Below are 12763 nucleotides of genomic sequence, written 5' to 3' on the forward strand. Positions count from 1 at the left end.
AAGGCTGAGTTAACAATAGTTACCATTTTCTACAAGCCTCCCAAAAGGCATCCAAAACCCGTAATTTCAGTATAAGAAGGACTACTGGAACCATCACTCCATGTGTAATAGAAAGTACACTGCCAGGAGTTAGCACTAAGTCTTACAGAGGATGCTACGTGTTTAACACCCGTTTCACAAACATTAGCAATACATTTCTGACTTTTATCTGTACAGTTAATACAACCGGAATCGAATACCACAGTTTCAGTGCATTCGGTCTGTTGCCCCTGGTAATTGTAGCAAAATTTCTTAATGATATTATTATCCTTGTCACGAACAAGATTCAGTCTGTTAAACAAATCATATTCATAATACGTACTATTTCCATTCATATCAATCTCCCGCTTTATACCTACCAATGGCTTATACAAATAGGTAGACACCATTGTTCCGCTAACAGCTCTCAACTTATTCAACTCGGTTAACAATGCACTTTCGCTGGCTGGATTATTAACAACAGCCAGGTTAATTCCGCTCAGTGTAACCAGTTCATTGTATGATTTACCTACCACCTTTGCAAGCGGATACTGCTTATTATATCCCCAGAAAAAAGACGTTATTATGCCATCTTTACCTGTATACTGTAAAACATTCCCCTTATCATCGTAGGCGCCATAGTTTTCAAGCGTGAAATAGGGATTATCAAGAAGCTTCTTTTCCCGTGTAGCTACATCCACCAACACACCACCATTCCATAAAGCGTAATTATTCCGCTCTTCATCCAAACTTAAATTACCTTGTGTAATAGAAGTAGTTCTGCCTCTTATTGAACCCAGTATATTCTTCGACCTCATAAAATCATACACACTACCTGTTTGCGAATGAACGTAGCTAAACCCTTCATTTAACTCCTGGTTTGTACTATTTATTATTTTATTGGATGACAGATAATGCAGATTATCATACGCTCTGGTGATTTTCTCCGAAATATAACTGGCTCCGCTGTAAGTTCTGGTTTCTTCCGTTAAAGGTTCTATCAAACAAACCTTTAACCAGTAGCCATCTACCACCCACATTTTTGAGGGAAAATTACCTCCGGTAGCAATAAGTCCAACCACCATATTCCTGCAACTGTCTCCCAAAAGACTGGTTACCTTGTTATAAGTATATAATTTTTCCACCTGCACCACTCCGGCTGCATCGGCTATACGTTCCTTAATCAATGTACCGCTCAGTAACGGAAAATCCTGAATAGGTATAAATGGGTAGATACCAGTGGGCCCCCTCCCTTCATAAACAGAATCATACAAACGTTCGGTATAAGCACCGTTACTTTCAACTTCTATAACTCTTTTATAAATAACAGGACTTCCATTGAAGAAATTCAGCGTACCGGTAGGCGAGCTACTCATCACAATTCTTTTTGAAGGATTAGCGTTGGAGTAAGAAGTAGTTTCTCTATGATAACGGTAATCCGGAACAACAGCAATAGTAGCTGAAGATCTACCCATGGAATCTGTGTAAAAATACTCTTTGGTAAGTCTATTGCCGGCACCATCAAACGCCTGAACTTTCTTCACGCGCACACCACCCGCCAACTTATCATACGGTGTAACTTCATAACTAACGTAAGCCTGTAAAGAAAAAGGATACATATATGCACAGGTAGCACTGGCATCATAAACTGCTTTAACCGTATAAACTTTATCAACAGGCAAATCTGTATCAACCGCAGCACCACCAACCATATGCGCATACACCACATCCAGGTTAACAGATATTGTATTATCTGTACTAACCACCTGAAAACGAACCACTTTTTCATCCTGCATACCCTCAATGCACGAAACAGGACCAGTTCCGGGTGCCGGCCGTGGATTAGGCTCGTTTGCCTTCAGGTAAAAACGCACCCGCTCCTGGGTTCTACCCGGCATACTGATGCTTTTGGCCGTATTAAACGCACTTAACGCCCAGCTAAGTGTGCCCGATGTCAGGCTATTATTGTTATAATTTACAATTGAAAAAGCCCTGTTGCATTCATATTCGAATGTGGTATGCCCACCTGTTGGATAGGTAATCTGCTGCAATATGCCTGCCTGCACATAATTTGAATCAGGATATAAGTTAGCACCGGACCAATACTCTGCCTCGCCTGGACTCAACCCATATTCCAAAGGCTCCTTTTTCATTCGCGCCGTGCGAACCGAATTACCACGAGCAGGGCTTACATTATAACCCCAATGGTCTACATTGGTGGAGTTTCTGGGATTTAGCGCTGTACCCTCGTAAGTAAATTTTGTAACCTTTGCAAGCGGCCCGGAAATAGCCAATTCACTAACACTATCCAAACGCAACCTTTTACTGTAATCGTTGCCTGATTCATAAGGAATAAATGGGCTTACACCTGATGATGTAAAATAGGAATACGCCATCCTATATTTTTTCACAACATCATTATTCATGTTTGTAACCGTTAACAGGGTAAGCGCTTTTGCATTCACCAGATCAGTTCTGTTAAAACCATATTCCAAATTAACCTTGCTTCCATCCGGCAATCGTATTTCAGCAAGCTGTGGCTCATTCAACTCCACCCTGTCATATGAGCCAACTGCTTGTTCCACATAATTTGGTGTATGCGCCCCTGAGCTTGTAGAAGAAGTTAAATGCAATGTTCTGGTTTCCCTGAATCCGGTTTCATAAAAAGCATTAGGTGGAAGCGCCGAAGCATATTTAAACTCAATGGTATCTTTCACCTGTGGATCAATAATATAAGTTAACAACCAGGCGGAAGCATAATCGCCCTGATATGTTTCCGGGACAGCCTGAGAGGTACTGACAGTTTCGAAATGCTGTATCTCCAGATTCATATACTGGTAAATCACCCCTTTATCATCTGTAATATTGAACGAGGCAATAGCACCAGCACTATTAAGGCTCATTGTCAATTTACTGTTTGTATATTCCAGCGGAACAATCTTTTTTCCCTTGTCAATAACAAACTTGCCTGAGCCACCTGGATAGGAAAAACTGAAAACATCCTGCTCGCCGTCCATTTTGCCCATTCCCACTTCCCTTACCAGATCTGAATAAGGGGAATTACGGGGAGTAATTCCAATACTAGAATAAAAAGCCTCCTGCCAGCCAATGTAATGTAATATATTATAGTATCCATTATCATACTGGGTGGTAACCACTGTCGGTAAAACAGGAGAATGCATATAACCATAATTAATCAGGTCATCATTTAGCCCTCGCAGCGTTCTGGATACGCGATACGACGTTGAAAGAGCCCATCCTAAACCGACGTTCCCGGGCAAGTCCTGCACCTTGTTACCTCCTGCGTGATAACTGAGCCCCAGAGAAAGGCTTAATTTACCACGGCTCCAGTTCCACATAGGATAATTAATTTCGGGAATACCCGTAGAATAATTGACCGGAGTTACACCAAACTTTTCTATTGCTGCAGAGTTGGGTGAAGGAGGAATAATAGCAGCCCCACGGTTTGATGCCGTATCCTGGCCATAACTGCTGAAAGCAATCATTACCGTTATTACAATAAAAAGTAACGTAGGTAAACGCAGAATACTGCCTGAACGGAAATTTTTCATTGTGTTTTTTAAGGAGTATTTATTAAAAAAACGATTGCACTTTATATCGTCTGCCAGCCCCAACCTCAGCATCCCAAATAAAACCATCTGGTCGTAGCAAAGCAAGTGCAGTTCAGAATATAATAATCAAATTTTAAAATCTAAGGTGCATTGCGAAAATATCATAATGAAGTTTTAACACATTAAATGCACTGGATACATTTTTAGGGTGGTGGGTGAGAAGCATTTTTTTTAAAGTTAGAAGGCTAATCTACTATTTATTTTTATACGCCATTTCTAATGGTAGAATTATCGCAAAATGCTACCCTCTGATTTTATAAAACCAGAAGGGTAGCATTTTAAATCCTGATACTAAAAATTAGTTAAAACCGTTTCGCTAAACTCAGCATCTGCACTCAGATAAATGGTACCAGAATCCGGACCAGCTAAATAACCAGAAAGCACTGTTCTTTTATTGGTATATACGTACACATCCACATTGTTCAGCACTTTGGTAAAAAACTGCTGACCTAGTCCGGGTTTATAAAGAAAACCTCTGAAAGCCGTATTGATCTTATTGGATGATCCCAGGCAAAAACCTTCGTACACACGGGCAGAAACTTTCTTCAGTGTAATAGAATCGCCCGGATTAGCAGGTGAATAAAAGTTACCTCCAACGGAGTAGAAAGCGGGATACCCTTTAATGGTTACCGTCATAGAGGTGCTATCCAGCAGCTGTGAATTGTCTTTCAGGTGTACTTCAATTTTACCGGAAATGCGGGACAGTTGTATGCTGTTTACAACCGTATCCATGTTACCAACGGTAAAAGTGGTTTTGTTATAAAAAACATCCACGCCACCATTACTCCAGTAGTTTTTTATCCGCAGGCCTGCTAAAGAATCTGCTTTGTTATTGAGCAGATAATATTTACCTATCAACGTATCTGTAGTTGCCACAAACACTACCGAATAGGTGCCGCTGGTTAAGGCCCAGTTGAACTTACCAAAGGCTGTATCAAACTGCCAGCCTCTTTGCTGCTCTCTCCAGCTAACCAGTCTGCCCGAAGCATCATATATACCAGCAAACAGGTATTTCAGATACTGTGCAGAATCGTTCTGCAGATTCACCAGGCGCATGTTGGTGTACTGTGCTTCAAAGTCAGACACGCTCATACGAACGGCATGATGTGCGGTATCACCTGCAGGTGCAACAGTAACACTTTCGGGAGATTGGTTGTTTTTGCTACAGGAAAATAAGCAGGCAAATGATGCTGTTAATGCAACAGCACAAAGAATCTTTTTCATGATTAAGCATTTAGACAGCAAATTTGCGTCAAAGCCTAAAACTGTCAAATAGCTACTACCTATTACCTGTATACATTTTACTGTATACAATAAATTGTATGTAAAATCATTACGCTTTCAGCATAAAAAAAGCGGCCTTCCATGTTTTAAAAACAGAAGACCGCTTTTGATAAGCACCTCCACTCTTCACACCACTAAACGCTCAATGATACGGTAGCGCCGTAATTATTACGCAAAACGTATATTTTATGGCCCGTGTGCTGTACTTCGCCATCATTCACTCCCAAAACAAAACCAGGCGGAGCTTCAATTGCCCCTGTGAAGGCAGTTGGAGTAGCCGACCCGGTTAACAGGTTAAAAGTCATACCCCTGAAAGGGATAGAACCATTATTGGTGCCTGTTCTGGGCGTATTATTCCGCACCACTAAATCATAGTTTAAACTCATCTTTTTATCAGTAACGCTGGCTGTAGTATTATTGCCCTGGTTCCAGTTGATGTTTCTGAGCTTAGTAAAACTGTTCATGTAAGCTGGAAATACTGTCATAACATTGTGTAAAGAGGCATTACTGAAAATAAGGAAAGCAATATTAACCAGGTTTGAAATGTCTCCAAATTCGGCTAGTATTGTTGAGCCTGCCACAGTAAGCGAGTTTAAAGTAGCAGCATTACAAAAGTTAACATTATCAGGAATTCTGGAAATGTTAGTATAGCTAAGCGTTAGCGACTGAAGCTTTTTTAAATTGGCAATTTCGGGTGGAATCTGCGTCAATCCCGTTTTCGAAGATGATCCCTGACTGATGTTTAAGCCTATCAATTCAGACAGCCGGGTTATCACCATTGGAAATTCATCAAATGCACATGCCTGCAGGTTCAACCGCTGTAACTTTGTTAAACCGGCAAGCGAATCGGGCAAAGCAGTCACATTTAAAATACTCTGTAGCGATAAAGTGGTAAGACTATTTTTAATAGGCATGGTGCCCAGGTACTCCAGATTGGTTCCGGAGGTATCTGTAAAGGACGCGGAACCAGTACCCAGACTTAACAAGGGCATATTTAAAAACTGTATGGGTATTGAGCCCACATAAGGCGAGGTGGCAGCCCAGTTGTAAATAAGTAAGGTTGTTAAATAAGGATTTGTTGACGGAGAAATTCTGCCTAATTCTGCAATATCAACAATTACACCCTGCGCACCGGACGTAGAGAAAGTTGTTAAATTCCTGTGCGCATAAAACAGAAAATTAAGCATGGGATAGGTTGCCACTCCGGCAATGCCTCCATTATAGGAAGTTAATGCACTTCTATCGTAGCTTATTTTAACAGTCCTGGCCTTCACCTCTCCATCGGTATATACATATACCGGATGATATTGTGTGTATAGCTGATTAAAATAGTCATTGCAGTTAAAACAAAACTTATGTATTGTTTCGCCGGGCAACACGCTGGAAGTATACGTATTAACCGTTCCATCACCATAATCAACCGTAATAGTTGTTTGCCTGTTAAACTGCATCCATAAGTTACCTACGCCATTGTTTACAGCTGAGTTGTTGGTGATTGCAAACGGGAATGTTTTCGATCTTCCGGTAAACTCCAGCCAAACAGAGCCGCCTATAACATATCCTGAATTGCGGATAATTCTTCCGCTATTAGTAATAACCATTCTATAATGATATTTTTATTCTGATAACTGAATTGGTTGTCTTAGCCCAGTACATATACTCTCCTGAAAGGCAGTAGCACCCTCCGTAAAAAGTTTTACCACTCAGTGGAACAATAACAGGATTGTATTCATTTGCAGAAGTGTAGGAGGCAGATACACATTGGCTTACAATATCGTTATCCGTAACATACTGATCTTCCGGTAATATCTGAGTGGTTGCCATGGGAACGCCTGCCGCGTCTACCTCCACTATTCTGGTTCCGGTACCCGCCAGGGTGGGATTGGCGGAAGACTGGAGCACTCTGCTGTTTGTATTATTCTGTCTCAATACCAGGCCACTTCCATCATTCCAAAAGTCTCCCTGAACCGGGGAGGTATGGTTTTGCAAAACCATCCGGTTAACGCCCATTGAAGCACCACTGATTCCATTTGCTTTTAAAGCAATCCACCATGCCCCCATTTTTGAAGGGGTAACAAACTTTGAATCGTTGGCTGGGGCTTCTGCCTGCACTTCTGCAGCAGTAGGTATATTTTGTTGTAAAGCGCTTATTTGCCCCTGCGCCTTACCGGTAGCAGACAATACGGTATCTGTAGCAGTTATTGCGCTGTTAGCCGACGTGAAGCCGGTTAAAACCGTGCCCCTTATAGTAGCAGCTATATTGTTTATAAAGCCCCCCACCTTGTTAAAGGCAGCAGTTATTGTGTCTGCATTGGAAATAGTTCCTGCTACAGCCGAAAAACCGCTTATAACGCTTGATAATACGCGCGCCGTTTGAAAATACAAATTAGTGCTTCCTTCACTAATATTGTCCGAAGAACCTGTAGCAGCCGGCAATTGCGATGCAGGCACTTTACCTGTACCGTCCAAAGCCGCGTACCCATTGGCAATACCTTTACTGGCTTTTGTTTCAAAGCTGGCGGCATCTGCTGTTCCAATCTTTTCCCAGCTGGATGCATTGCCTAAAACAGATTCATTAATGCAACGGTACACTCCCCGCTTTTCCGGGTCGGTATCCCACACAGTAACCAAGTGACCGTTATATATAAAATCAGCCGAAGTAAATAATAACAAATCTGCATAGGTTGGACAATAAGCCCGTGCATCCAACGTCCCTTTCTTCCCCACCTCAAAATTTCCTGAAAATGAAAATGATCCTTTTTCGCGTGCCATAAGTTATTTTGTTTTGCTATCAAACAGCGAATTTCCTATAAAGCCATAAGCCATCAAACAGCTGGCAGCAGTTAACTGTATATAAGAAATCGTATATAATAAACGGTAGAAAACAACCTGTATGTAACCAAACGGCGCAACTCAGCCAATCTTATTCCAGTCGCAATCACCCCGTTATTTGTCCGTTTTACCCGGTTCTGTTACCGGCATTTTCCTCAGCTTTGTATAGCATAAAGGCAACCATTTTTAACAACCACTGTTGATTTCAAATAAAAACCGATATGGGAAAAATTGTATTGTTCATGCATACATCGCTGGATGGTTTTGCTGCCGGAGTAAATGGCGAAATGGACTGGATTCATGTAGATGATGAGATTTTTGATTTTGGCGCGGAAAGAATTACCAGAACCAATACGGCTTTATACGGAAGAGTAACCTTTGAGATGATGGAAGGTTACTGGCCAACCGCAGCGGAGCAACCCGGCGCCAGCAAACACGACAAAGAACATAGCGCCTGGTATAAGACGGCACGCAAGGTAGTGTTATCTAACTCACTAGACCAGGCGGCACATGCCAATACAACGGTAATAGGCAAGGAGGACTATCCTGCTGCCATCAAAAAAATAAAGGAAGAAACAGAAGGCGAAATACTGCTGTTTGGCAGCCCCTCCACAGCGCACGCCCTGCTGGCAGAGAATCTGATTGATGAATGCTGGCTTTTTGTAAACCCCGTACTGCTGGGTGAAGGTATTCCGGTGTTCAAAAACATCAAAGAGAAGCAGCTGTTAAAACTCGTAAAAGCACATGTATTTAGCTCAGGGGTTGTTTGCCTGCAACACCAGGTGATGCGCACCGGCTAAAAAAACAGGGCTGGCCCCAAAGGGTCAGCCCTGCAAACCAAAAGGCATTGTTACTTAGCCGTTTTCTTCAACGGTACGCTGAAACCAATATTGGCAATCATTTCATAACAGCCAAACGTTTGGCTGGCTTTTCCCTGGTATACATCCAGATTATAATATCTGGCACCCACCAGCTTATTACAATATTCTATAAAACCATATTTAAAAAACGTAGCACGCACCGCTGCCTCACCTCCTATACAAAAGCCACCAAACTGAAAGCCGGGGTCATTGTCTTTATCAAACACGGTGTTCTCTACGTGAGGGATAACTATACCCACACCACCTTTCAAAAACAGCGACAGGTTAAACCATTTGGAGTTAAAGTTAGAAAGCTGTTTGCGATGCACCAGGTTAAACAGTAAAAAGTTGGCGCCGTTGTTCAGCTGATATTTCAGATGCTGCGGATCGTTGTTGGGTACATAATAATCCACAGGCTGATTGTTCATGGTGCCTTTTACATGCAACAACTGATCGGGCTTTACCTGGTATTTGGTATGGTCGAAGTTGATTTCAAACGCCCAGTTGTCTTTAAAAAAATATCCCAGGCGATAGTTGTATTGTGGAATGCTGATGGCTTTGTTGAAGATACCCTCATTCCATCCCGGCTTATCTGCAGCCAGTACTTTTACAAACTTGTAATCGTTGCCCAGCGAAGGCTGTTTGATGTGAATAGAGCTGGCGGTATACCACTCTTTGTTATAACCCCAGGAGCCATAAAACTCTCCCTTTTTACCGGGTTGAAATAACTTCTCCTGCGATTGTGCTGCCACTTCTGCAATGCTGCCTGTTGCCGCTATTATAGCAATAGCCGCTACTACAATTTTCTTCATTGTCTGGTTTTGATCTACAAATAATTTATCGGGTCTACAGTGGGACTGGGAGTCCTCATAGTCATGTGACTGGATGGTACACAAAGGTACAGGCAAATTAAGAATCTGCCATTAACAAAGCATTATAATTTGCACGTAATGTTACTGCTATCTGAAAAGCAGTTCGCACGGTTTTAATCCGGTATGCTTTTTAAACGCGGCAGAAAAATGAGAGATAGAGGAATAACCCAGCATAGCCGATACATCTGTTACGCTAAGGCCTTTTTCGTACAACAGGTACTTCGCATGCTCCATACGTTGCTGCTGGTAAAAGTCGAATATAGTAGTGCCAAATACTTCTTTAAAGCCCTTCTTCAGGTAGCATTCATTCATGGCTACTTTACGGCTGAGTTCTTTAATAGTAATGGGGTCGCCAATGTGGCGCAGTAATATTTCGCGGGCCTGGTAAATACGGTCGCGGCCGCTTTCATCTGCCAGAAATTTACAGGCAAAGCCGGTTTCTTCTTTTTCATCAATCAGGCATTCCAGGCTGTACAGCAACAGCTCGTGCACCTTGGCATTCACAAAAATATTTTCCATAGCACCGCTATAACTGTGGTTCAGCAGGGCATCCAGCGCCACACGCTTGCGGCTGCATACCGGAAATATTTTAGTGAAAGAGTTGGGATGTTTAAATGCCAGCACTTCATCCTTTTTGTTAATCAGCTTAATGTTGTGCGTAAACTGATTTAAGAAAGTAGCGGAGAAGTGAAAAGAGAATACATCAATGGTTTCATGTTTACCGCTACAGTTTTGGGTGGGTATTTCTGCACATTGGGTGCAGCTTTTATCAAAGCAGTACTTGTTACCCGTGGTGCAGTAGCGCATTTCCAGAAAGTTATCTTCCGGTGTAGTGGCACTGTAGTGATACACCAGCATACCAGTATCATCACCACTCCAGTTTTGCTGAGGATAATATCGGCGGATTACATATTGAATAGAACCAGGAACATGCTGTTCTTTCATATGCAACAGGTTCATGCTCGGTTCCACCGTGTTCCTGTGCGCCACCTTTAATATATCCAGAGCTTGTAACATGATGCGGCAAAATTAATGTATCAACATATAAAATCGGGGCATCTTTTCAACATTCGAGGATTATGGCAATAAAATGACGTTAAAATGGGGGCAATTTGGGGGTAAATTGGCCTGACAATGAGTCATTTTTACGGGAAAACAGCGCATTTTTCCGTAATTTTGCCAGCTTTCATTCAATAACTAACAACCGTTTCATATCATATTATGAGTGAAGAAATAACAGATGTGGCAGCTCCCGCGCAGGCCGGTTATGGTGCAGACAGTATTCAGGTGCTTGAGGGTCTGGAAGCTGTAAGAAAAAGACCAGCGATGTATATTGGCGATGTAGGGGTAAAGGGCTTGCATCACCTGGTATACGAAGTAGTAGATAACTCTATTGACGAAGCACTTGCAGGATATTGTAAAAACATACAGGTAACTATACACGAAGACAACTCAATCAGCGTACAGGATGATGGCCGGGGTATCCCCACAGCCATGCACTCTAAAGAAAAACGTAGTGCGCTGGAAGTAGTAATGACCGTACTGCATGCCGGTGGTAAGTTTGATAAAAACACCTATAAGGTATCTGGTGGTTTGCACGGTGTGGGTGTAAGTTGCGTAAACGCATTAAGTACTGTATTACAGGTAACTGTACAACGCGAGGGTAAAATATTTGAGCAGGAGTACCGCATAGGTATCCCTCAGTATGCGGTTCGTGAAATTGGCGTTACCGAAATTACCGGTACCAAAGTACATTTCTGGCCCGATGCCTCCATTTTTACCACTACCACTTACAATAAAGATATTCTGGAAGGCCGTTTACGCGAACTGGCTTATCTGAACAGACGCATCAGCATTACCCTTACCGATTTAAGGGAACTGGATGAGGCTGGAAACGTGTATTCCAAAAACTTTTACAGCGAAGGTGGTATTGTTGAGTTTGTAGAAAAACTGGACGAAACCGCCAAGCGTACGCCGCTGATAGCAAATACCCTGTATGTAGAAGGGCATGACGAAAACTCCCATGTAGCAGTGGAAGTAGCCATGACTTACAACAGCGATTATAAAGAGCATATTTTCTCTTACGTAAACAACATCAATACCATTGAAGGCGGTACACACGTTACCGGTTTCAGACAGGCGCTTACCCGTGTATTTAAACAATACGGCGATAAAGAAGGCCTGTTTGAAAAAGCCAAGGTGGAAATTGAAGGCGATGACTTCCGTGAGGGTTTAAGCGCCATTATATCTGTAAAAGTTCCCGAACCTCAGTTTGAGGGCCAGACCAAAACCAAACTGGGTAACAGTGAGGTAAGTGGTATTGTGCAAACAACTGTGGCAAGCGCTTTGCAGAACTATCTGGAAGAAAATCCGAAAGAGGCCAAAAACGTGATCTCCAAGATCATTCTGGCTGCCCAGGCACGTGTGGCTGCTAAAAAAGCCCGCGAAATGGTACAGCGTAAAACCGTGTTAAGCGGTGGCGGCTTACCAGGTAAACTGGCGGATTGTTCGGAAAGAGATGCGGAAAGATGTGAGCTATACCTGGTGGAAGGTGACTCGGCCGGTGGTACTGCCAAGCAGGGCCGCGACCGCAGTTACCAGGCTATTCTGCCGTTGAGGGGTAAAATCCTGAACGTTGAAAAAGCCATGGAACACAAAATTTATGAAAACGAGGAGATACGCAACATTTTCACGGCCATGGGTGTTACTATTGGAACCCCGGAAGACCCCAAAGCATTAAATATTACTAAGCTGCGTTATCACAAGCTTATTATTATGACCGATGCCGACGTGGATGGTTCGCATATTGCCACGCTGATTCTTACATTCATATTCCGCTATATGAAAGAACTGGTACAAAATGGCTACGTGTATCTTGCACAGCCACCACTGTACCTGGTGAAGAAAGGTAAAGAGCAGGCATATGCTTATAATGAAGAGCAGCGTAAGAACCTGGTAGTTAAACTGGGCGCCGGAAAAGAAGATAGTGTTACTATTCAGCGATATAAAGGTTTGGGTGAGATGAACGCAGATCAGTTGTGGGAAACCACTATGGACCCTGCCCGCAGAACACTGAAACAGGTAACCATTGAAAGCCTGGCAAATGCAGACGGGGTATTTAGTATGTTGATGGGCGATGAAGTAGCTCCACGCAGAGAGTTTATTGAAACGCACGCCAAATACGCGAAGATAGACGTGTAAGGAAAAAAGCAAGAATCAATAACGAACAAAGAGTTGCCTGGCAACCTATATTCATTAACCTCAA

The 12763-nt window shown here is 42.6% G+C and carries 8 protein-coding genes; 2 read left to right on the forward strand and 6 right to left on the reverse strand.

Annotated features, from left to right (window positions below; genetic code table 11):
* Nucleotides 1–29 precede the first annotated feature (29 nt).
* The 4 genes from IEY13_RS21310 to IEY13_RS21325 all read right to left on the reverse strand — a co-directional run bounded on the left by IEY13_RS21310 (nt 30) and on the right by IEY13_RS21325 (nt 7706).
* Nucleotides 30–3590 (reverse strand): hypothetical protein, encoded by a 3561-nt coding sequence (locus tag IEY13_RS21310; RefSeq protein WP_188956021.1) that lies wholly within the window; start codon nt 3588–3590, stop codon nt 30–32.
* A gap of 351 nt (nt 3591–3941) precedes the next feature.
* Nucleotides 3942–4874, reverse strand: coding sequence for a hypothetical protein (locus IEY13_RS21315; protein ID WP_188956023.1), 933 nt, complete (start codon nt 4872–4874; stop codon nt 3942–3944).
* A 194-nt stretch (nt 4875–5068) separates the two neighbouring features.
* A complete protein-coding gene (locus IEY13_RS21320; protein WP_188956025.1) occupies nt 5069–6535 on the reverse strand; it encodes a leucine-rich repeat domain-containing protein in 1467 nt (488 codons plus the stop codon).
* Between the two features lies 1 nt (nt 6536).
* The gene (locus IEY13_RS21325) at nt 6537–7706 is read right to left on the reverse strand and encodes a hypothetical protein (protein WP_188956027.1); all 1170 of its coding nucleotides are present in this window, start codon (nt 7704–7706) and stop codon (nt 6537–6539) included.
* A gap of 281 nt (nt 7707–7987) precedes the next feature.
* Between IEY13_RS21325 and IEY13_RS21330 the strand changes: the two genes are divergently transcribed.
* Nucleotides 7988–8566: a dihydrofolate reductase family protein gene (locus IEY13_RS21330; protein WP_188956029.1), complete on the forward strand. Its 579-nt coding sequence runs from the start codon at nt 7988–7990 to the stop codon at nt 8564–8566.
* A 50-nt stretch (nt 8567–8616) separates the two neighbouring features.
* Here the strand turns inward: IEY13_RS21330 and IEY13_RS21335 are convergent, their stop codons facing one another.
* Together IEY13_RS21335 and IEY13_RS21340 are read right to left on the reverse strand one after the other, a co-directional pair.
* Complete coding sequence (locus tag IEY13_RS21335) at nt 8617–9438, reverse strand: hypothetical protein (protein WP_188956031.1); 822 nt, start codon at nt 9436–9438, stop codon at nt 8617–8619.
* 147 nt (nt 9439–9585) lie between these two features.
* Nucleotides 9586–10515, reverse strand: coding sequence for a helix-turn-helix domain-containing protein (locus IEY13_RS21340; protein WP_188956032.1), 930 nt, complete (start codon nt 10513–10515; stop codon nt 9586–9588).
* A 204-nt stretch (nt 10516–10719) separates the two neighbouring features.
* On the opposite strand from IEY13_RS21340, the gene gyrB reads away from it, so the two are divergent.
* A complete protein-coding gene (gene gyrB / locus IEY13_RS21345) occupies nt 10720–12699 on the forward strand; it encodes a DNA topoisomerase (ATP-hydrolyzing) subunit B (protein ID WP_188956034.1) in 1980 nt (659 codons plus the stop codon).
* Nucleotides 12700–12763 lie beyond the last annotated feature (64 nt).

The sequence above is a fragment of the Filimonas zeae genome (genome assembly GCF_014641615.1).
Lineage (GTDB): Bacteria > Bacteroidota > Bacteroidia > Chitinophagales > Chitinophagaceae > Filimonas > Filimonas zeae.